The 22218-nt window shown below is 38.8% G+C and carries 26 protein-coding genes; 10 read left to right on the top strand and 16 right to left on the bottom strand.

Features of this window, described 5'->3' with window-relative positions:
- Positions 1–38 precede the first annotated feature (38 nt).
- From MKY11_RS09140 to parC, 3 genes are all read left to right on the top strand, one after another.
- Complete coding sequence (locus MKY11_RS09140; RefSeq protein WP_007499324.1) at positions 39–452, top strand: CoA-binding protein; 414 nt, start codon at positions 39–41, stop codon at positions 450–452.
- Between the two features lie 415 nt (positions 453–867).
- Complete coding sequence (gene parE / locus MKY11_RS09145) at positions 868–2835, top strand: DNA topoisomerase IV subunit B (RefSeq protein ID WP_007499323.1); 1968 nt, start codon at positions 868–870, stop codon at positions 2833–2835.
- A gap of 2 nt (positions 2836–2837) precedes the next feature.
- Positions 2838–5279 carry a DNA topoisomerase IV subunit A gene (gene parC, locus MKY11_RS09150; RefSeq protein WP_282747253.1) on the top strand — a complete coding sequence of 814 codons (2442 nt, stop codon included), beginning with the start codon at positions 2838–2840 and terminating at the stop codon, positions 5277–5279.
- A 53-nt stretch (positions 5280–5332) separates the two neighbouring features.
- On the opposite strand, the gene MKY11_RS09155 is transcribed toward parC, so the two are convergent.
- From MKY11_RS09155 to MKY11_RS09165, 3 genes are all read right to left on the bottom strand, one after another.
- Positions 5333–5458: a hypothetical protein gene (locus tag MKY11_RS09155; protein WP_008343787.1), complete on the bottom strand. Its 126-nt coding sequence runs from the start codon at positions 5456–5458 to the stop codon at positions 5333–5335.
- A gap of 29 nt (positions 5459–5487) precedes the next feature.
- Positions 5488–5835, bottom strand: a complete 348-nt coding sequence (locus MKY11_RS09160; RefSeq protein WP_008343786.1) for a hypothetical protein — start codon at positions 5833–5835, stop codon at positions 5488–5490.
- Between the two features lie 194 nt (positions 5836–6029).
- Positions 6030–7202, bottom strand: a complete 1173-nt coding sequence (locus MKY11_RS09165) for an MFS transporter (protein ID WP_282747255.1) — start codon at positions 7200–7202, stop codon at positions 6030–6032.
- 77 nt (positions 7203–7279) lie between these two features.
- Between MKY11_RS09165 and MKY11_RS09170 the strand changes: the two genes are divergently transcribed.
- A complete protein-coding gene (locus MKY11_RS09170) occupies positions 7280–8443 on the top strand; it encodes an isocitrate/isopropylmalate dehydrogenase family protein (protein WP_342502063.1) in 1164 nt (387 codons plus the stop codon).
- Positions 8444–8445: 2 nt separating this feature from the next.
- The gene (locus MKY11_RS09175; RefSeq protein ID WP_342502064.1) at positions 8446–8952 is read left to right on the top strand and encodes a sugar O-acetyltransferase; all 507 of its coding nucleotides are present in this window, start codon (positions 8446–8448) and stop codon (positions 8950–8952) included.
- 248 nt (positions 8953–9200) lie between these two features.
- Here the strand turns inward: MKY11_RS09175 and MKY11_RS09180 are convergent, their stop codons facing one another.
- The 4 genes from MKY11_RS09180 to MKY11_RS09195 form a co-directional block, all read right to left on the bottom strand.
- Positions 9201–9653 (bottom strand): VOC family protein, encoded by a 453-nt coding sequence (locus MKY11_RS09180; RefSeq protein WP_039167759.1) that lies wholly within the window; start codon positions 9651–9653, stop codon positions 9201–9203.
- A gap of 201 nt (positions 9654–9854) precedes the next feature.
- A complete protein-coding gene (locus MKY11_RS09185; RefSeq protein WP_160757640.1) occupies positions 9855–10568 on the bottom strand; it encodes a DsbA family oxidoreductase in 714 nt (237 codons plus the stop codon).
- A gap of 125 nt (positions 10569–10693) precedes the next feature.
- Positions 10694–11314 (bottom strand): NAD(P)H-dependent oxidoreductase, encoded by a 621-nt coding sequence (locus tag MKY11_RS09190; RefSeq protein ID WP_186316901.1) that lies wholly within the window; start codon positions 11312–11314, stop codon positions 10694–10696.
- A 127-nt stretch (positions 11315–11441) separates the two neighbouring features.
- Entirely contained in the window at positions 11442–12086 is a 645-nt protein-coding gene (locus MKY11_RS09195) for an NAD(P)H-binding protein (protein ID WP_342502065.1), read from the bottom strand.
- A gap of 272 nt (positions 12087–12358) precedes the next feature.
- Here MKY11_RS09195 and MKY11_RS09200 point away from each other — a divergent pair, with 272 nt between their 5' ends.
- A complete protein-coding gene (locus MKY11_RS09200; protein ID WP_342502066.1) occupies positions 12359–12901 on the top strand; it encodes a TetR/AcrR family transcriptional regulator in 543 nt (180 codons plus the stop codon).
- 387 nt (positions 12902–13288) lie between these two features.
- Here MKY11_RS09200 and MKY11_RS09205 read toward each other — a convergent pair whose 3' ends face one another.
- A complete protein-coding gene (locus MKY11_RS09205; RefSeq protein WP_342502067.1) occupies positions 13289–13870 on the bottom strand; it encodes an NAD(P)H-dependent oxidoreductase in 582 nt (193 codons plus the stop codon).
- Positions 13871–13989: 119 nt separating this feature from the next.
- Between MKY11_RS09205 and MKY11_RS09210 the strand changes: the two genes are divergently transcribed.
- The gene (locus tag MKY11_RS09210) at positions 13990–14334 is read left to right on the top strand and encodes a helix-turn-helix domain-containing protein (RefSeq protein WP_017359567.1); all 345 of its coding nucleotides are present in this window, start codon (positions 13990–13992) and stop codon (positions 14332–14334) included.
- A gap of 62 nt (positions 14335–14396) precedes the next feature.
- On the opposite strand, the gene MKY11_RS09215 is transcribed toward MKY11_RS09210, so the two are convergent.
- From MKY11_RS09215 to MKY11_RS09240, 6 genes are all read right to left on the bottom strand, one after another.
- Entirely contained in the window at positions 14397–14651 is a 255-nt protein-coding gene (locus MKY11_RS09215; protein ID WP_326241984.1) for a hypothetical protein, read from the bottom strand.
- Positions 14652–14729: 78 nt separating this feature from the next.
- Positions 14730–15833 carry a threonine synthase gene (locus tag MKY11_RS09220; protein ID WP_342502068.1) on the bottom strand — a complete coding sequence of 368 codons (1104 nt, stop codon included), beginning with the start codon at positions 15831–15833 and terminating at the stop codon, positions 14730–14732.
- A gap of 72 nt (positions 15834–15905) precedes the next feature.
- Positions 15906–16280, bottom strand: a complete 375-nt coding sequence (locus MKY11_RS09225; RefSeq protein WP_342502069.1) for a RidA family protein — start codon at positions 16278–16280, stop codon at positions 15906–15908.
- 11 nt (positions 16281–16291) lie between these two features.
- Complete coding sequence (locus MKY11_RS09230) at positions 16292–16942, bottom strand: PAS domain-containing protein (RefSeq protein ID WP_285527308.1); 651 nt, start codon at positions 16940–16942, stop codon at positions 16292–16294.
- A 163-nt stretch (positions 16943–17105) separates the two neighbouring features.
- Positions 17106–17786, bottom strand: a complete 681-nt coding sequence (locus tag MKY11_RS09235) for a TetR/AcrR family transcriptional regulator (RefSeq protein ID WP_342502070.1) — start codon at positions 17784–17786, stop codon at positions 17106–17108.
- 42 nt (positions 17787–17828) lie between these two features.
- On the bottom strand, positions 17829–18998 hold the full coding sequence (locus MKY11_RS09240) for an NAD(P)/FAD-dependent oxidoreductase (protein WP_342502071.1): 1170 nt from the start codon (positions 18996–18998) through the stop codon (positions 17829–17831).
- Between the two features lie 256 nt (positions 18999–19254).
- Between MKY11_RS09240 and MKY11_RS09245 the strand changes: the two genes are divergently transcribed.
- From MKY11_RS09245 to MKY11_RS09255, 3 genes are all read left to right on the top strand, one after another.
- A complete protein-coding gene (locus MKY11_RS09245; protein WP_342502072.1) occupies positions 19255–19443 on the top strand; it encodes a hypothetical protein in 189 nt (62 codons plus the stop codon).
- Positions 19444–19551: 108 nt separating this feature from the next.
- Positions 19552–19719 (top strand): YdhR family protein, encoded by a 168-nt coding sequence (locus MKY11_RS09250; RefSeq protein WP_217967984.1) that lies wholly within the window; start codon positions 19552–19554, stop codon positions 19717–19719.
- Positions 19720–19812: 93 nt separating this feature from the next.
- Complete coding sequence (locus MKY11_RS09255) at positions 19813–20580, top strand: pentapeptide repeat-containing protein (RefSeq protein WP_342502073.1); 768 nt, start codon at positions 19813–19815, stop codon at positions 20578–20580.
- Positions 20581–20623: 43 nt separating this feature from the next.
- Here MKY11_RS09255 and MKY11_RS09260 read toward each other — a convergent pair whose 3' ends face one another.
- Both MKY11_RS09260 and MKY11_RS09265 read right to left on the bottom strand, forming a co-directional pair.
- Positions 20624–21046, bottom strand: a complete 423-nt coding sequence (locus MKY11_RS09260; protein WP_039167783.1) for a cytidine deaminase — start codon at positions 21044–21046, stop codon at positions 20624–20626.
- 224 nt (positions 21047–21270) lie between these two features.
- Positions 21271–22197, bottom strand: coding sequence for an alpha/beta hydrolase (locus MKY11_RS09265; RefSeq protein ID WP_342502074.1), 927 nt, complete (start codon positions 22195–22197; stop codon positions 21271–21273).
- Positions 22198–22218 lie beyond the last annotated feature (21 nt).

Raw genomic sequence — 22218 nt, forward strand, 5'->3', positions numbered from 1 at the left:
CAAGAAATTCGCTAAAATAGAAGAAAAGGAGTGTCTGGATGAATCATCCTTCAAAACAAGAAATTGGGCGTATATTAAAAAGCAGTAAGCGAATTGCAGTTGTAGGTTTGTCAGATCAGCCGCACCGAACGTCCTATATGGTTTCAAAAGCCATGCAAGATGCCGGTTATGACATCATTCCTGTCAATCCAACGATTGATGAAGCACTTGGGGTAAAAGCGGTCGCCTCTTTAAAAGACATAAAAGAGCCTGTTGATATCGTCAATGTCTTTAGACGTTCTGAGTTTTTGCCTGAGGTGGCGAAAGAATTTCTTGAAATAGACGCACCTGTTTTTTGGGCGCAGCAAGGCGTATATCATGAAGAGGCAAAAAGGCTGATTGAGGAAAATGGCAAGGTCGCCATCATGGACTTATGTATCAAAGTGGCTCATGCGATGACAAAAACTCATTAAATCGTCAAAAATCCTTGGTTTTTCAAGGATTTTTGCTTTTTTGTTGCAGAAATATATTTGCGATTCTAGAAGAAAGCGATAAAATAAGGCGACAGGGACCTATCGGTGACCTTGCATATCGAGAAAAAGAGCGATAAGATAAATATAGAACATTTGTTCTGTTTTGCTAAAACCATCATATGATTGCATTTGGCTTATGAAACAGTCTTGTTTATAATGGACTTCTAGTTCTGATTGCAGAATGTAGAACATTCTCATAACCGTGCAAAAGAGCATGTATCGCTGAATCACACATGCATGGTGATGATGCAGCTTATTAAAGTGGACAGTAATGAGCAGCATGATCATCATTAAAATCTAGAGAGATCATTGATGATTAGCCGGTTATGTTTGTTAGTGAAAGGGGATTAAGCATTTGGTTAAAAAGCAGCAAGTAGATTATAACGATGATTCTATTCAGGTGCTAGAGGGGCTTGAAGCGGTCCGTAAACGCCCAGGGATGTATATTGGATCGACGGATTCACGCGGTCTTCATCACCTTGTCTATGAGATTGTAGACAACTCTGTCGATGAAGTGCTCGCGGGCCATGGAGATCATATCATTGTCAAAATACATAAAGATAACAGCATTTCCGTCCAAGATAAAGGGCGCGGAATGCCTACTGGTATGCATAAGCTTGGAAAACCGACACCAGAAATCATTTTAACGGTCCTGCACGCAGGCGGAAAATTTGGTCAAGGCGGTTATAAAACAAGTGGTGGACTTCACGGGGTTGGGGCGTCCGTTGTGAACGCACTTTCAGAGTGGCTCACCGTGACGATAGAACGCGATGGATTTATTTATCACCAGCGCTTTGAACATGGCGGAAAGCCAGTCACATCACTTGAAAAAATCGGGAAAACGAAAAAGACCGGTACACTGATTCATTTTAAGCCAGATCCAACGATGTTCAGTGTCACCACCTATAATTTTGATACATTATCAGAGCGTTTAAGAGAATCAGCCTTTTTATTAAAAGGGCTAAAAATAGAGCTGATTGATGAGCGCCATGATGTGCAGGAAACCTTTTATTATGAGACAGGTATTGAAGCGTTCGTTGCTTATTTAAACGAGGAAAAGGATGTACTTAGTGAAGTCGTTTCGTTTGAAGGGGAACATCAGTCCATTGAAGTCGATTTTGCCTTTCAATTTAACGACGGATATTCAGAAAATATTTTGTCGTTCGTCAATAACGTAAGAACCAAAGATGGCGGTACGCATGAGTCTGGTGCAAAAACGGCCATGACGAGAGCCTTTAATGAATATGCACGCAAAGTGACCCTTTTAAAAGAAAAAGACAAAAATTTAGAAGGTACGGATATTCGTGAAGGTCTGTCAGCTGTTATTTCTGTCAGAATTCCTGAAGAACTTCTTCAATTTGAAGGGCAAACAAAAGGAAAGCTTGGAACGAGTGAGGCAAGGTCAGCTGTTGATGCCGTGATTTCTGAAAAATTGGCTTATTTTCTTGAAGAAAACCGCGAAACGGCGACACTGCTTGTGAAAAAAGCGATTAAAGCGCAGCAGGCAAGAGAAGCGGCTAGAAAAGCAAGAGAAGAAGCAAGGAGCGGCAAGAAACGGAAAAAATCTGAAGCAACACTCAGCGGAAAATTAACACCTGCTCAATCTAGAAACCCGGCAAGAAACGAACTGTATCTAGTAGAGGGCGACTCTGCTGGTGGATCAGCCAAGCAAGGACGTGATCGGAAATTCCAAGCGGTGCTGCCGCTTCGAGGAAAGGTCATTAATACAGAGAAAGCAAAGCTTGCTGATATTTTCAAAAACGAAGAAATCAACACCATAATCCATGCCATTGGCGGCGGGGTTGGTGTCGATTTTAATGTAGAAGACATCAATTATGACAAAATTGTCATCATGACAGATGCTGATACAGATGGTGCGCATATTCAGGTTCTATTGCTTACATTCTTCTACCGCTATATGAAGCCGCTGATTGAGCATGGCAAAGTATTCATTGCCCTTCCGCCTTTATATAAAGTTAGCAAAGGCTCAGGGAAGAAAGAAGTCATTGAATATGCTTGGTCTGATGAAGAAATGGATGACGTATTAAAGAAAGTTGGAAAAGGATATACGATTCAACGCTATAAAGGTTTAGGTGAAATGAATGCCGACCAGCTATGGGAAACGACAATGAATCCAGAGTCGAGAACGCTTGTCAGGGTGAAGATCGATGATGCTGCACGGGTGGAGCGCCGCGTCACGACACTGATGGGTGACAAAGTAGAACCACGCCGTAAATGGATTGAAAAGAATGTCGCCTTTGGACTTGATGAGGAAAGCAACATTCTTGAAAATGAAAACTTGTCGCTAGCTGAGGAGGTTTAAACATGGCACAACAAGAACGATTTCATGATTTACCGTTAGAAGAAGTGATTGGGGACCGTTTTGGTCGCTATAGTAAATATATTATCCAAGATCGTGCACTTCCAGATGCACGTGATGGATTAAAGCCTGTACAACGAAGAATTTTATATGCAATGTATGCGGAAGGAAATACACAAGATAAAAACTTCCGTAAAGCTGCCAAAACAGTCGGTAACGTAATTGGTAACTATCATCCGCATGGTGATTCTTCTGTTTATGAAGCAATGGTGAGAATGAGCCAGGATTGGAAAGTGCGAAATGTGCTGATTGAGATGCATGGAAATAACGGGAGTATCGACGGAGATCCTCCTGCTGCCATGCGTTATACGGAAGCAAGGCTTTCTGCAATTGCATCAGAGCTTTTAAAAGACCTCGACAAGGAGACAGTCGAATTTGTCGCGAACTTTGATGATACAAGCAAAGAGCCTGTTGTCTTACCAGCGATGTTTCCCAACCTTCTTGTGAACGGGTCAACAGGGATTTCAGCCGGTTATGCGACTGATATTCCGCCGCACCATCTAGGAGAAGTGATTGATGGCGTGATTAAGCGAATTGAACAGCCGCATTGTACGGTTGAAGATTTAATGACAGTCATCAAAGGGCCAGATTTCCCAACAGGCGGGATCATTCAAGGTGTGGATGGTATTAAGAAGGCATATGAAACAGGAAAAGGAAAGATTATGATTCGCGGAAAAGCGGAGATTGAAACCATCCGCGGTGGACGTCAGCAAATCGTGATCACAGAAATTCCTTATGAAGTGAATAAGGCCAATCTTGTCAAAAAGATGGACGAGTTCCGCATTGAAAGAAAAGTAGAAGGAATCTCTGAAGTTCGGGATGAGACGGACCGTACCGGCCTTCGGATTGTTGTAGAGCTGAAAAAAGAAGCGGATGCGAATGGTGTCTTGAATTTCTTATATAAAAATTCTGATCTGCAAATCCCATATAACTTTAATATGGTCGCGATACATAACAGAAGACCGACTTTAATGACGCTTACAACTGTACTAGACGCTTACATTGCTCATCAAAAAGAAGTGATGACGAACCGCTCAGCATACGAGCTTCGAAAAGCAAAAGAACGTCATCATATTGTAGATGGGTTAATTAAAGCTCTTTCCATTTTAGATGAAGTCATTGCGACGATTCGCTCGTCTAATGATAAACGTGATGCGAAAAACAATTTGATGGAAAAATATGATTTTACAGAAGCACAATCAGAAGCGATTGTTTCTCTCCAGTTATATCGTTTAACAAATACAGATATCACTCAACTAAGAGACGAAGCAAGAGAGCTTGACGTGCGAATTGCAGAGCTTGAAGACATTTTAGCGAATGAGAAGAAGCTGTTTAAAGTCATTACGAACAACTTGAAGAAGTTGAAAAAGACGTATGCTGAAGAAAGACGATCCGTCATTGAGGAAAAAATTGAAGAAATTAAGATTAACCTTGAAGTGATGATCGCATCAGAGGACGTGTACGTCACAGTCACAAAGGATGGATACATCAAACGGACGAGCCAGCGCTCCTATGCTGCATCAAACGGTAAGGACTTCGGTATGAAGGATACAGACCGACTGATTCACCAGTTTGAAATGAATACAACAGATGTTCTTCTGCTATTTACGAATAAAGGGAGCTACATTTACTGTCCAGTTCATCAGTTGCCAGATATACGCTGGAAAGACATGGGGCAGCACATTACGAATATTATTTCGATTGATCGCGATGAAACCATTCAAAAAGCGATCCCAATTAAAGAATTCGATGAATCATCGTATCTCTTGTTCTTTACAAAAGGCGGTATGGTGAAGAAAACAGAGCTTCTCCAATATAAAGCGCAGCGCTATTCAAAACCGCTTGTCGCCTTGAATTTAAAAGGTGATGATGAACTTGTAGATGTTCATGTCACAACAGGTCAGCAAGAATTGTTTATTGCAACGAAAAATGGCTATGGATTATGGTTTGATGAAGAAGAAGTGAGTGTGGTCGGTCCGAGAGCGGCTGGTGTGAAAGGCATCAATTTGAAGGACGGAGACGAGGTGGTCTCTGGACAAATCATTGATCCGAAGAACAATGTGCTTGTTCTTACGACACAAAGAGGTGCTGTGAAGCGGATGAACCTCTCTGAATTTGATAAGACATCAAGAGCAAAACGTGGAGTGATCATGCTAAGAGAATTAAAGAAAAACCCTCACAGAATTGTTGCTGTGATTGCTGCTTCACTGCACGATACACTTGAGATTGATACGGAAAAGGGTGCCACGATCCCGCTCGATATTTCCACACTAAGGGCAAATGATCGTTATAGCAATGGATCGTTTATTTTAGATGAGGAAGAGCAGGGAGAAGTAACTCAAGTTCTTTTATCACCTGCTGCATCTGACCAAGATGACAATAAATAAGCAAAACGAAAACCCCCTGCCTTACGCAGGGGGTTTTTTATATTGAGGTCAATTTAACTCTCGTGATTGCCAAACATGCTTGTGATGGCATGCACTACTTCAATTCCTTGGTAAACGAAAAGAGAAAGTGAAGTGACAGAGAATAGACCTAGAATGAATACTCTTAAGAAAAATAACATCGTGTAAAACCTCCCAATTTTTGTTTGATTTAAATGGTTGGGTTAACACGAGCTACTCGGAAATTCGAAGACTGGTAGAACACTGCAAGTAAATGCTTCTTTTTCCGGTCAAATCGATCAGTATAAGTGATGCGTGCAAATCCAGCTGCCATACTGCCAATGACTAGCAGTGCTGTAAATGCCGCAAATACTGCGTTCACATGTTTTTGTTTCTTTTCATCGCCTGCTGTCTGAACGATTTTCATTTCATGTGATTCTTGATCAGCAACCACCTTTGCATGATGGTATACCTGAACGGAATGAGGCATTGAGAACAAATGAAAACTTGCAAGTGCTATGAATAAGACTGCTAATTTTAAAAGCATATTTTTTTTCATTTTTCTCACCCCTTCCTGTTTATTTTCATGATCTTACCACGTTTTCAGTTATTTGAAAAGTCTTATTTTTTTACTTTCCCTCTTTAAAAAAGCGATAAACATCAAGACATCTATAGGACTGTTTCACTTCATGAAAGGTTTCAATTTTATTTATTAAATTTAAAAAAGTACCGAGATCAAAGATCTGGCACTTTTCAAAAAGAATGTATTGATGTCGGTTTTGCAACAGCTTTTGTAAAGATTCCTGCAATACAAATGGCAAACAGAACAAAAATAAACGCATGAAGCAGACCGACTTGATTGGCGAGCAGTCCTAAAACAGGGGGCCCTGATAGAGAGGCTGTATACCCAGATAAAGTGACGATACTGACACGTTTGACAGCATAGCGGCTATCATCACCAGCTGCTGAAATGGTCAGCGGGAAGCCTAAGGACGCGCCAATTCCCCATAAAAAGATAGATATCATACACACAATGAGTGAAATCTTTAAAATCACCAAGAATAGTCCGGCGGCAGCAGATAAGATCGCGACTCTTAGCAACAGCACCCTGCCAAAGCGATCAATGAAACGTCCGCTCAGTAATCTGCCACTAATCATCCCGCACAAAAATAATGCATAGATGACCGTACTCATTGAATGAGAAACCTGATAGCCATCAACCATTGCTAGTGGAATCCAATCATTTGCAGAACCTTCTACAAATGCGAGACATAAGGCAATCATCGCTAATGAGATCGTCCGTTTGTTCAGCCATGATGTTTGAGAAGCCTCAACTGATTCTGTCTGCGTCTCATCCGGATCTTTTCCTGTCCCGTGCGGAATAAACCGTGTACAAATCAGGATGCTGAGAAAGAAAAGGAGTGCAATGGTGAGAAGGTGAATGAGGACAGACACACCTAAATAAATAAAGAGTATTCCGGCACCTGCACCAATTAACGTTCCAATACTGAAAGAAGCATGCAAAATCGGCAGGATCGTTCTCTTGATCTGATACTCAATCTCCGTTCCTTCTAAGTTCATGGCTACATTGCACATGCCTGAGCCTGAACCAAAAAGAAAAAGACCAGCAGTGACAATCAGCGTAGAAGAGAGGGCGGCGCCAATTGCAAGGGTTGAGAAGCCAATAAACATCAAAAAAGCGCTGACCACAATCGCCACTCGGCCGCCTTTTTTGCGAACGAATACATTGGAAAGAATCAGCCCGACAATGGAACCTACAGATAAGCCGAGTAAAATGAGTCCCATTGTGCCTGTATCTGCTTGCAATAAATCTCTCACTTCTGGTGTTCTTGAAAACCAAGTGGAGATGGAGATCCCAGACATCGTAAAAATAACAATAATCGCTTTATACCACTTTAATTTCATCTAATCCCTCATATCTATGTAGTCATACAGAACAAATCTACTCGATTATAAAGGAGACTTCTTGATTCGTAAATAACATGAGGGAGGATCATCATGAAGAAAATATTCCAACTTCATCATTCTTTGATAGAATAAAGACAAAAGGGGCGATACATATGTCATATCGAATAGGTGTTTTAAAGGGAGACGGGATTGGACCGGAAATTGTTGATTCTAGTATGCGTATTTTAAAGACAGCGTTGTCACAGTTCAATGAACCATTTGTGGAATTTGTAGAGTGTCCTATCGGTGCTGAAGCCATTCATTCTCATCAAGATCCAGTGCCAGCTTCTACTATAGCCGCCTTGAAAAAATGCCATGGCTGGATATTAGGACCTCATGATTCAGCTTCATATCCTGATCAATTGAAAGAAAGAAGAAATCCAAGTGGAGAACTGCGTCATACATTTGATTTATTTGCAAATATTCGTCCATCGCAATCGCTGCCAGGTGTGAAAAGCGTTGCCAGTGGTGTCGACCTTGTCATTTTTCGAGAAAATACAGAAGGCTTTTATCCAGACCGGAATATGTATCAGGGGACAGGAGAGTGGATGATTACACCAGATGTCGCCATATCTACAGGTGTGTTTACAAAAAAAGCAATTACCCGTATTGCCCACGCAGCCTTTCAACGTGCAGTGGAGAGGAGGGGGAAAGTCACCATTGTTCATAAAGCGAACGTGATCAAATTAGGATCTGGCTTGTTTTTACGAACATGTCAAGAGGTAGCGAAAGCATATCCACAAGTGGAGGTTGAGGATATTCATATTGATGCGATGGCTGCTCATTTAGTGAGACGTGCAGGTGATTTTGATGTGATTGTGACAGAAAATATGTTTGGCGACATTTTATCTGATCTTGCAGGGGAACTAGTCGGCAGTTTAGGAATGGCACCCTCATTAAATTGCAACGAAAATCAAGCGATGGCACAGGCGGCACATGGTTCAGCACCTGATATAGCTGGTCAAAATATCGCCAATCCAATGGGCATGATTCTTTCTACAGTGATGCTTTGTAACTGGCTACATGTGAAATATCAAGATGAAAGATTAAAACAGACAGCCAGTCTGATCGAACATACTCTTGATGAGGCCTTAAAAAAGAACTTGAAAACGAAGGATTTAGGAGGAAATGAGACGACGACACAATTCACCGAGGCATTCATTCAAACGATGAATGAATTTTCAATAAAAGGGAGATGAACATGAAAACAGAAAAAGAAAAGATGATCAAGGGAGAATACTATCACCCAAATGATCACACATTGATGGCAGATCGAGCAAAAGCACGACAATTGACATTTGCCTATCAGCAAACAAATGAGCCATCACAGAGAAAGGCCATTTTAAAGGAGCTTTTAGGCGCTTGCGGAGATGATGTGGTATTTGAAGGCAGAATACAATGTGATTATGGATACAATATCGAGGTTGGTGAGCATTTTTTTGCAAATTTTGATGCTGTGTTATTAGATGTTTGCAAGATTACAATTGGAGATCATTGTTTGTTAGGTCCGAATGTACATATATACACAGCTGGACATCCGTTAAATCCAGAAGAACGTCAAACAGGTATTGAATTCGGCAAACCAGTCACAATTGGACATCATGTATGGATTGGCGGCGGCGCCATTATCAATGTGACAAAAGATGTTCCGTCAAATGTGATTGTTGGCGGGAATCCTGCAAAAATCTTAAAACATTTAGAGGAATGAAAATCTGACGAATCAACCGTTGGATTTTCATTTTTTGTTTTATCTCAATAAGATAAGTATACTTAATAATGAGACAAAGAAAATTCAATTATTGTTTAACTTCCTAGAATATATATTATGTAAACTAGATATTAATTAATGCAAAAAAGAGAACCTTTGACTTGATCCTCTTTATTATTAGATTTTATATTCAATTGACTCAAACGCAGCACTATTTTCCAGTCTCAGCAAACTGTTTCAAAAATAGGTCATAAAGGTTTTTGGGGTAATTCCATTATTTGAATCTCCATCCCCCATGAAGTTGTGATATAGAAAAATCCAAGAGGGCTCAGCTCTCTAACTTTAACATCAGACTGTTCTGCAAAATATTTTAAAGCCTCTTCTATATTGGTAACTGTAATAGCTAGATGGGCTACACCGATATCACTGGGTTTTAGGTGAACATTCTGTTGATCTGGCGTCGACCATTGAACCAGTTCGATCTTTCTACCGCCATATTGCAAAAATGCCGCCCCTTCTACAATTGACTGTTCGTGAACCCCAAAGTATCTTTTTAAACTATCGTCCTCAAACTGCATCCGTCCTGGCCGGAACAAGACTTCAAAACCCAAAATATGAGTGAAGAATTCAACTGCTACTTCGATATCGGGTACTACAAATCCTGAATGCTCGATTGTGCCTTGGAAAATTGTATTTTTCATATCGCTAAACCCCTTTGATTTTTTGGAAGTAAATGATTCATAATAAAGTGGTATTTAAAGCAGCTATATCACACGAGCACCAATTAGGTTCAATACAAGTCAAGTGGTGTTGGCACTACTGCAAGATTTAGAACAACAATACCTGTGCCTTGAAATACTATAATATTCTTTTGTGATTTCTGAATCTTTTTTGAATATCCATTAAAATTTACATGTTCCATCTGAACAATAATCATCGAGCGACGACTCTAATTTATGCTCTTCAACCTTACGATTCGCGTACTCTTCTTTCCATACCTGTTGTAATGTTTCTAAAAACACTTCGCTAGGTTGTGCTCCTGAGATGACATATTTATCATTCACAACGTAAAAGGGAACGCCCTGAATCCCAATTTTTAATCCCTCGGCTCTATCAGCTGCGATATTCTCGCTATATTGATCATTTGATAAAACATCCATAGCTTCGTTGCCATCAAGCCCTATTTCACTTGTAAGTTGAGCAAGTGTTGCGTGATCACCGATATCTAGTGAATCCGTGAAATGAGCTTTCAAAATACGCTCCATAAACTCCCGAATCTTCCCTTTCTCTTTTGCATAATAAGAAAGACGAAGTGCATCATATGAATTTGTAGGAATCATTGTATCAAATTGATAATCTAACCCAACCTCTTTTGCTTTCTGTTTCAATTGATTGTTCAGTACTTTTGCTTTTTCATATGGGACACCATGCTTAGAGGATAATACTTGATGGATATCCATTCCTGTATTTTTTTCCGCATATGGATCTAATTGAAAATGTCGAAATAAGACTTCGACCTCTTCTTTATGTTCAAACTGTTCTAACCCTATTTCAAATTGACGTTTGCCAATATAACAAAACGGGCAAACAAAATCAGACCAAATTTCTACTTTCATCCTATGTTCCCCCTTTATGATTTTGATGAATGTATCTTGTCCATTCTTCTTTATTACGCTTTTGAACGTGCGAGGTGGGATGATGTTAATTAAAATCTTTTTAACTAATCCCACCAATGCTTTTTTTAAAACGTTCGTGCTACCGCTTTTGCTTTTTCAATTGTTGAAGTAACAATTTCTTCTTCTTTAGTTGGATCATAGTCAATACCTTCAACAAAAATCGTTGGTTCCACTTCAATTCCAACAAACTTCAGCGCACCTCTTACGTAAGAATCGGAATGTTCCATTCCAATTGCCTGCGAATAAAATCCTCCCATTCCATGAATATGGATTGCTTTTTTCCCTTTCATCAATCCTTCTGGACCTTCTGATGTATATTTAAACGTTTTTCCAGCACTCATGATTGTATCAAAATAGGCTTTTAATAAAGGTTGGATTCCTAAATTCCACATTGAAGACTGAATGATGTATTTATCTGCTTCCATAAATTGTTTTGTGAATGCATTCACTGCTTCTATTTTTTGTGCTTCAACATCTGTTAGCACTTCCCCACTTCTTAACTTCTTTTGTCCAGTTAAAAAATCAGCATCGATTAATGGCACATTTGCATAATAGACATCTACTTCTATTATTTCATCTGCTGGGTTTACTTCCTTATATTCATTGATAAATGCTCTAGCAACTTGCGTACTTCTTGATTGTTCCTCACTTTGAGGTGTTCCTTTAACAAATAATACTTTTGACATGATCATTTCCCCTTTATGATTTTGATTTTGAATACTTATAAAAAGAATTCACACGCAATATTTTGGTATGACTCTAAATGATTCCTATAATTTCTGCTGAATCAACAACCTCATACAAAAAGCTGATTTAATGATTATAAACAATGGGCATTTTTCCGATTAATTGGTGTTGCCTAGCAGCGTCATACATGAGTTTAGCGACATTTTCCCTAGATACGGACATTTTAGCTGGCTGATCGCCGAATGAATAACCGTAAGATTGCCCGTTGTAGTTGATATTAGGATTAATGATTCGAACGACTGTCCAATCCAGGTTCGATTGTTTAATCAGTTCTCCTATCTTCTTCATTTCGGCATAACCATTTGGCATGAGAAGTTTAGGCAATATTCTTGGCAATATCGTCGATAAGCTTTTCTTATCGTCTTCAGATTGCAAGGCTGGCGTCGCGAGTGTAATCAACCTTTTTTTGGTGAACTTCTTCATCGCTTTGACAATTCGGTTATGTCCGTCGGCGATCGGTGTACCTTTTTGTTTTCGAGACAAATCAATGCCGGGACCTAAGGTGCTTATCACGACATCAGCTTCTGAAACTGCCGTTTCAATAGCTGAAGTGTTCGTTAGTTCACCCGTTACAATGCGTAAATTCGAATGCTTTTGCTTTATTTTCTCAGGGTTTCTAACATATACCGTAACGAAATCTCCGTTTTCTAATGCAAACTGTGTTAAAAGTTGACCGATTGCACCAGTTGCCCCAAAAATAGTGATATTCATGGTCGTCTATCTCCTTTTGTTATTCAGAATGATCACAATGATTTCCTTGATCAAAAATCTTTCGTGATAACATGTGTTATTTAAGCAACGCGCGTTGTATAATTGATGATAAGATGAAAAAGAATAATAAACAATAACCAAAATAGCCAATATGTAGTTTACGCAACACTTCTATATGTATTGTCGTTTTTAGACAAGATGATGAACCCTAAAAGGAGAAGAAAAAATGATTATGCCAAAAAAAAGATCCGAGAATCCTTCGTACAAGACAGTTGATTGTAGACTCTTTTCTTTCGTTAGCTAGTGAAAAAGATTTCAACCATATAACGGTACGTGATATCACAGAAAAGGCTACTATTAACCGGGCTACATTTTATGCGCACTTTGACGATAAATTTGATTTGTTACATTCTACAATCACCAATACATTTACAGACAAATTGAAAAAAAGACTCAATGATCACGATGGATTCAATGAAAAAGTCATTGCAAATATTTTTCTAGCCATGTGTGATCACCATAAAGAGATAAGCGACCTATGTCCCAAAGGTTATCATTCTTTAGGAACTATTATCGAAAGTAAAATTAAAGAGGAGTTACAGAAACTAATAGCTGATCTTATGCTAAAAGGAACTAACAACATCATCGAATTAGAGGATAAACAAATGGTAACAACCCTATCTACTATGCTAAGTTGGGGGATATACGGAGCTGCATACACATGGAATAAGGATGGAAGACTTATTTCATCAGAAGAGCTAGTGACTAAGACACTGCCTATCTTTAGAAATGGTATGAGTCAGTATTTTCTTTAATGAAATGATGTTAACAATCTGCTTGAACCGGCAGTGCTAAAAGAAATATTAAAAAAACACAGAAATGGTATGGATTTAAATAGTGGGGTATTTGGAGGAGTGCAAGAGGTCAATTAGGCAGGCTCTATTTGTTGTTGCTTAAATGACTGGTGATAAAGAGTCTGCTGAAACGTGTAGCACTAAAGTTATAAAGCTTTACTTTAAATAGTGGGATTCTTATACGGCTATTGTTTATCAGATCATACAATGGATATACATTTACCTTCTTGTACAAGTCAATCCTTTTGTTTGTCTAAATCTCACCTCTTTCAAATTTCAAAACTTCTACGACCTTCTCAATAAATTAAATCGGTCGTAGAAGATGGCACTTATTTGTTGTACTGTAAATCAAATATTCTGGGATATATCTTTTAAAAATTGCTTTCTCTTTTCATCTGTTGTTAAGTTCACTCTTGAAAAATGAATCCATTTCGTGGATTCATTTTTCAATCCCAAATCAGCTAGAGTTCTGTTAATAAAAACGCTTTGAATGGCATTTCCAGCTTCCGATTCAATATAATCCTTATCTGTTGTAGATGTTGAGATCACGGTTGTTTTTTTTATATTTGTCAATAAACCTTTCAAAGCACCAGTGTGTTGATCTTCCGTAAATGCGAAACCCCTTAACATCACTTTATCAATAAATCCTTTTAAAATAGCAGGTAAGTCCCACCACCAGACTGGGAATATAAATACCAATTCTGTTGACTGTTTTAATTTTTCTTGATAATCCTTCACTAATGGATAAGGCGTTTCTCCTTTATGAAAATGCTTTAATTCTTCAGCTGTAAAAACAGGATTAAATCCATCTTTATATAAATCGATTACTTGAAACGGTTCTTTCTTTGTTTCTAAATTTTCTGTTATGGAAGTCAAAATGGCATGATTATAACTTCCATCCCAAGGATGTGCATAGACAATCGTTTTCATTATTCATTCACCCTTTTTCTGAGTTTTGCATCATTTTTTGATGTACATTCTATTGTATGCTATAACATACTACAAGTACGGTAATCAAAGTGCGATACTAACCCAAAGGAGAGTATAAAATGAATGAGGAGTCCTTCCAGACGAAAGCTGAGCTAAAAGATACTGGTTTTGGGTATACTTTGTCATTAATTGGTGGGAAATATAAAATGCCAGTTCTGTATGCTTTATATTCAAACGATGGTCCTGTTCGCTATAATCAGCTGAAACGTAAGCTCGGAACGATTTCTTTTAAAACATTAACCAATACACTAAAAGAGCTTGAGGCGGATCACTTAATTCATCGTAAAGAATATCCCCAAGTGCCTCCAAAAGTAGAATATAGTTTATCTGAAAAGGGCTTATCACTGATGCCTGTATTAGATGAGATATGTTATTGGGGAGAGGAACAAATGAAAAATAATTAGGTAGAGTGGAAAGAAAGCTACTACGGTTTAAACACGCTTTCTAAAGTAGCTTTCTTCTCATCTTATATCAATCCGATTGGCTCATTTTGTTGATGCGCTAACTCCATTCCTTCTGCCAGATAGAGAGCGTTCTTCTTATCTATATCATCATCAGGCCAATTGTGAATCAGTTGACGTAATCTAACTGCAACGGTTTTACAAACATCTGGCATTAAGTAACTATCAGAATCCGAAAGATCCAGCAAAGGAATGATGTCATCTGTAAAGTTCTCAAATGGTATGTCCCCGCCAAAACCCTCCATATCATCTAAATTCATTTCGCAAATATTACTCCTGATTGAACCTATAATAGGACAACGAGGCACGCAACGCTCTATTCTACCAGAGTCCTAAGGTTATTTTGATTTAATCCCTGCCCCACAAAGAGGTATGATAATGGTTTCTTCTGATTCCTTTTGATATTTCATGTAGCCAGCAAAATTGATGGCAGATGTCACTTCGACATAAAATCCTTTCTCACTCAGTTTAGAACGTGCATGTATAATTTCTTCTTCTTCAATATCAATAAACGTACCATTCGTCTTGTATACAGCTTCTAAAATTTGTTTGGAGCGAGCCGGGGCAGCAATAGCGATCCCTTCTGCTACGGTCCCTTTATTTGTGACAGGTGATGCTGATTCTTCTTCATTTTGATAGGCTTTCACAAGGGGTGCGCAGTTTTTCGCTTGTACAGCAACAATTTTCGGTATTTTATGAATGAGACCATTTTCGAATAACTCTCTAAAGCCATAATATGCACCGAGCAGCAGAGTGCCGTTTCCAACCGGAATAATTAAAGCATCCGGTGCTCCTTTTAGTTGCTCATAGATTTCATAGGCGTATGTTTTTGTACCCTCGAAAAAATAAGGGTTATAGACATGGCTTGCATAAAAAACGTTTTCCTCGTCTACTGCCTTTTGGGCCGCAGCTGCAATATCCTCTCGTGTACCATGAATTTCTTTAATCGTTGCTCCGTGGGCTTTTATTTGAGCGACTTTTTTAGGTGATGTTTGATCACTTAGATAGATGTCACAGGCAATACCACAACGCGCCGCATACGCAGCAATTGCCGTTCCTGCATTCCCGCTGCTATCAGCAATGACTTTTGTTACCCCTAATTCCTTAGCTTTTGTCATTAACACAGCTGCTCCACGGTCTTTAAATGATAGTGTCGGCATCATATAATCAACTTTTACATAAGTGTTTGGCTCATTAGGACCTAGAACGATTAAAGGAGATTGGCCCTCGCCCATTGTCACAGTTTCCCACGTCCTAGAACCTTTTGGAAATGGCATGGTTTCAACATAACGCCATAATGAATTTGGATAGTGCTCCCAAGCTGTGACGTCTATTTTCGGGGTATCTTTCACTAGATTTAATACTCCACCACAATCACATTTCCATAGAGTTGGTGTCATCTCATATTTTTCCCCGCAATGGTTACAACTTAATTGATTCATTCATCATCTACCCCTTCGGATATTTTTTTATACAAAATATAATTTTTTATATAGGGTGGTCAAAAAAATATTCTAAATATATGCAATGGCATCCATTTCAATTTTGAAACCAAAATGTAATTCATTCGTTGGTACAATCGTACGAGCTGGTTTATGTTCACCGAAAAATTCGGTATAAACCGCATCTACTTTGTCCCATAATTCAATATCTGAAATGTATAATGTCATGCGCAAAATCTTTTCTTTTTTACTTCCAGCAGCCTCTACAATCATCTCTACATTCTTAAGCGCTTGTAATGTCTCTTTTTCAATGGGGCCGAACTCTTTTTCTGTCGTTTCAGGATTGATGGCAAATTGTCCCGACACATAGACCGTGTTTTGATGAATGGTTGCGAATGCATAGTGTCCGTTTGATTTTAGATTTCCTAACTCGAGTATGCTTTCCATTTTGACACTCCTTACCTCGATTTATTTTTGATTTCATCCAAATAGCTATAGACGGTTACTTTGGAAATACCTAACATAGATGCGACCTTCTCAACAGATCCTTTCATTAAAAAAATGCCCTTTTCATCCATAAATTTGATTAGTTCAATTTTTTCATGACGTTTCATAACTGGATGAACACTGTTTTGAATGATTTGTTGAATCAATTGATCTACTATTTCTTCCACATTTTCAAGATCATCATTTGATGTTGTTTCTTTCTCTTGAGCTTCCACCTGTGTAGTAAGAAAAGTATCCATAAATTGCTGCATTTGATTCAGTGCTTCAACATCAAAATTGATACAGAAAGCACCGATCACTTTTTGCTTTGAATCACGTATTAATGAAGTCGAAGAACGAATCGTACGCTTATCTTCTGTTACAAATGTATAACCAGCCAGATAATCTTCTTTAAAATCTTCTGATTGTAATACAGTCTTTACTAGATGATCAAATGATTGGCCGATTTCTCTACCTGTCACATGGTTATTTACTGTAAACATGACAGATGCTTGAGGATTCGTTAAATCATGAATCACCGCTTCACAATTTGGTCCAAACATTTTTGCAGTAGATTTTGCTAAAGGAATATAACTCTCTAATAACTTTTTAATATGTTCCATGCCTAAGCACCTCATTTTTTTATTCCATTAGATTATATAACTTTTTATATATAAAAACAATATATAGATTTATTTATATATTGTAATGCTCACAAGATCACAAATATGAAAATCACCACATAAAAAAAAGCAGCCATTGACTGCTTTTTGCTAATGTTCCTTTCTAATTGTCTTCCTGCTGGATTCCATACAAAATAACGTCAATTCCCCATCGGAACCGTTCCATTGATACGGTATCACCTGCAAACATTTCTTCTTTTACACGATGAATGAAAGGAAACTGCATTTTGTCTGCTTGAAGAAATGCTTTTTTTGTGTCTGAAATCTGTGAAGAGCCTTGTTTCTTCCAAGAGACCTTTTCGTAAGCTACAGAAGATACGTATAACAGCAATAGGTCTACTCCCCATGCTGCGGATGTAGATTTGATCCCGCCTTCATGCAATGCAGCCAGAATACGTTCGGTCAACTGAAGAAAGTTCGTTCCTTGTGGAATGGTGGAAAGAGAAATTTCAGCGAGACCCGGTTTTTCGAATAGCAGTAGGAAATAAGTATGCAATATGTCGAATAACTGTTCTTTCCATGTGCCATCCTCTGAATCTGGATAAACCATTTGTCCGAGACCATAATCCAAAACGAAAGCACTGAGTTCTTGAACATTATTCACGTAGACATACAAGGATGCAGGTCCCGTATCCAATGCTTTAGCCACCTTACGCATACTCATGCCCTCTATTCCTTGCTCCTTAAGAAGCTCATAGGCCGTTTTCACAATCAGCTCACGGCTTAAGGGTTCTTTAGCCGGCCGAGACCGGCGACTTATAATACGACGATTTGAATTGTTCATACTCTCTTTATAACATGTCAAAGTAAAATAGTAAATTGAGCATCAATCATCATCCTTTTGAAAAGAATTCATCATATTTGCAAGCTTGACCGCAGCGTTTTTTGAAAAACACAGTTTTAAACTATTCTCCGATTCATGCGCTTTTTCTGATGAATATTCGTACATCATGTCTTCGTATTCTTCAATCGCCTTTTCAATATGATGAGGATGTCGGACAATAGCAAGTGCTAGCTCCCTTGCATCAAACATCGCCATGTTCACACCCTCGCCTGCGAATGGCGACATGACGTGAGCTGCATCACCGATAAGCGTTACTCCTCTATGACGATTCCATTTAAAACTGGTAGGAAGCGTATAAATCCGCCTTGGAATGATGGCATCTTCTGCATAACGAATATAGTTTTTCAGCTGATCATCCCAATCACTAAATAACGCTAATAATTGTTCTTTTGCTTCTTTCGCTTGATGAAACGGTATACCACAAGTCTCGATCCAATTGCGTTCTACCATAAGGCTTGCATACACTTTGATTCGTCCATCTCCATTTAACTGCCCAATCAGTCCTTTGTGGTCTGCCAAAGCAAACATCTTACCTCGTTTATTAAATTCAGCTAAATCAGGGTGGTTCTCCTCTACGCTTAAGACATTCAGTTCTAGCATCGTGAGCCCAGAGTATTCTATCTCAATATCTGTTAACAGAGGACGCACACGAGAAAAAGCACCATCAGCCCCAATCAAAAGGTCAACTGTTTCGACAACTCCGTTTTCAAAATGAAGCTCGGTCATACCACTTTCTAATGAAACGCATCTTTCTAGTTTATATCCATATTTGATGGTTTCAGCGTCAATTTGTTCTAATAGTAGTTCACATAACACACCACGATCAATTTCCGGGCGAGTACCTTTTTGATCTGATTCCGTTTCTTCATCTAAATAAATTCTTCCTGATTTATCAAGTAATCGGAAATCTTCCCCTTCATAGCGGGCATTCCTTTGAAATTTCTCATAAACTCCTGCTTCTTTTAAGGCTTTTTGACCTGTTTCTTCGTGAATATCCAGTGAGCCCCCTCGTTCAAGGCTCTTGTCATGCATCTCCCGTTCATAGATGGTTGTTTGTATACCGTAATTTTGCAAAATTAAGGCAAGTGTTAGTCCCCCAGGTCCTCCTCCAATGATAGCGATTTGCTTTTGATTCTTAGATAATGACGTCATCTTCTGCATCTCCTCATCCCTTTGTGGAAAGCGTTTTAAATTACATTTCATTTATATTATAACGAACACCGTTCGTAAAGAACAGTGTTCGTTTAAAATTGTTTGTTGTACGATTGTGTTTTCATGAAAAGAAACCAATCGCCTACCATCATATGATACACTCCATTTAGGACGGTTAAAGGTTGTCGAATCATAACAATGATACTTAGATCAGTAGGTCTCCATTGTTCTCACTCTAAGTGTAAGAGGTGTTTCTATGAATAAATTATTGGCCATGTTGATATTAGGATTAAGCTTTAGTGGTGCTGCGCTCATTCTTTCAGTCCCTTTGTTATTCAAACCGAAACCAGAACAATTTGAGCTGGTGTTTGCTGCTGGATCAGCGGGCGCTTTCGTAGTATTCGCTATCTCATGCCTAGTTCTTCGAAAACGATTCAATCGCTAAAAAACCTAAACAAAATCCACCGTCATGAACAGTGGAGATGTGTTTAGGTTTTTGTGATTTACCTTAGTGTTCAGTCAAAGAATGTATACAAGCTGACCCCGATAGGGAATCTATTTATTCAAAACAAAAGAGACTGCTGAAACATATCACGATATGCACGCTAAACGAATCACTAGCTTTGGCATAATAGATATCAATGCGAAAATCTGTGATATGAATTCTGACATTCCTCATATCACAAAAGGTCCATTAAACGCATATCGTTTTGTGATATAATCTTGAGTCAAAGACAAGCGCTAAGAGAAAATGAACTGGCTGAATGGACATCATGATTGTGAAAAATTCTGAAGAAATGATGGGGTGATAGCGATGAGAAGACTTGAGTCTGGTATATCAGTAGATAACGAAACATTTTCTGATGTTGCCAGGTATGAAAACGAAACAATCAGCAGAACGACGATCATCAACTCAAATGTTCGTTCTCCTATTTTTTGGAGCTGTCACTTGGATCATCTTGTATTTGATACGTGTGATCTGACGAATGCGAGATTTTTTGCCGGTAGTACGATTGATCATTGTACTTTTAGTCGTTCAGACTTGCGCTCTGTGGGCATTGGCAAAAACGAAGCTGTCTTCACCAATTGCGAATTTTCTTCTTGCGATATGAGGGGAATGACATTGGAGAATGCTACGTTTATTGATTGTACTTTCTCTAATTGTAGATTCAATGACCGTGTTTTACAGGCAGCGAACATCGTCAATTGTACCTTTGCTGGTAAGCTAATAGATATAACGTTTGAGGGAAATGGCAAACAAAAGCTGATCGCCAATTTTGAAAACTGCACCCTTGATGGTGTTCGTTTTATAGGCTGTGACCTAGCGGCATGTATTCCGCCAGCATCCAAAAACCATTTATATGTTGAACATGTATCTGCACGAGTGAAAAAGACCTTAGAGAAGATAGATGATGATCCTACTCTGTCTGACCATGATCGGAAAATACTAGTGCGGAGTCTGCGGAAGCTTGAACAAATGGAACAGTATATTTTTAACACGAAATATATGGAGAACATACATGGGGCCGCTTTTGTTGAACGCTTTTTCAGTCATCTTGGATGTAGCAAGGATCACATGTAACGTTTGCTACATCCCTTTTCCTATTTTATCTTTATGTGGTGCATCAGCTTCGAGTATATTTGAGCGGAATGAGTTCTTCGATTTTCACCTTGACCAGCTTCCCATCCATATCAAGAATGACAAAACACGTTGGTCCAAAGTCTGAAATGAGCTCTCGGCAGATGCCGCAAGGGCTGACTACCCTAATTCTTCTATCTTCTTCATCTGAATAAGGGTGTCTCACTGCAACAATTGTATCAAAATCTTTGTATCCATTCGATAAAGCGCTACCAATCGCAATGGCTTCTGCACAAACAGTTACCCGTCCGATATAGGCTTCTATATGGACAGCTGATATGATTTCTCCTGTTTTCATGCGGATCGCTGCCCCTACATGATGCTTGTCATCTTCATAAAGACTGATAATTTTCTTTTTTGCTTCGTCTATTAATTCGATATCTTCTTGTGATAGATCAAACGTTTTCATTGCGTTCCCCTTTCGCCTCACTGCTCGTATGTATTATACCAAACATGAGGTGATGAACTGAACTTCACTCTCCTTTACAAACCAGCCAAAAGATCGTTTAATCTGTAGTGAATTGCCATTTTGAATGTATTTCATATTCAATTGAAAAAGGCTGCTTTCAAATAAGCAGCCTTTTCCCCTATTTACATCAGAACATGTATCCTTTCTAGGTGTGAACTGAATCCCTAACGATTGATCACTTGAATGATTTTCTTCAGAGCATCTGCCGCTTCTGGAATTGGCATGACAACAAACACATGTAGCATTTCAGGATAAACAAAGGTTTTGATGTCCATTCCTTGTTCTGATAGTTTTTCATCGAGCTTTATAGCATCTGGATATAACATATCATGTGTTCCGATAAAATGAGTGATCTTCCCGAGCCCTTTAAAGTCACCGTAAATGGGACTAATCAATGGGTCTGTGAGACTTTGATCAGCTGCCCACATTTTTGTGATGACTTCCATTCCTTCATGACCTAGAATCGGATCCTTTTTTGCATATTCAAATATGAGAGGGTTGCTCATGCTCATATCCACACACGCAGATAGTAACACGATATCCTTCGGCTGCGGCAGATCCTCTTTCTTTAAAAGGTGCGCAAGACCAAGTGAGATGTTTCCTCCAGCTGAATCTCCCATGATCGTCAATTGATTGGCACTTCCGGCAGTTTTCAGAAGGTCTTTATATAGGTTAAGCATTTTCGGATACGTATCCTGATTGCTATAATGAGGTACTTTTGGGTAAATAGGAGCGACTACTTTCGCACCTAGTGATTGCGCCATTTTATCCATGAACCACCAATGGACATTCAAAGGCTGATTTGTCCATGCGCCACCATGTAGATAGAGAATGACTTTTTGATTTTGTGATGCTTGTTCATTCAATGTGAAAACTTGGATGCCTTCGAATGTCTGCTCTTGTACCTCATTGATTAACTTCACATCATCCCCAATGGCATAAGGCTGCGTATTTTCAATTCCTTTTTGCTCAAGAAATTTTTTTGTCTGTTCGATACTAGAAAAACTCTCTTTATTACTTTGCGAAGCGAATAATGTTTCAAATTGAATACTTTCTTTAGAACGTTCACCATGATACATTTCTACACTCATTTTTTTCTCTCCTTCACTCAA

This window comes from Bacillus sp. FSL W7-1085, from assembly GCF_038595035.1.
GTDB lineage: Bacteria > Bacillota > Bacilli > Bacillales > Bacillaceae > Bacillus > Bacillus altitudinis.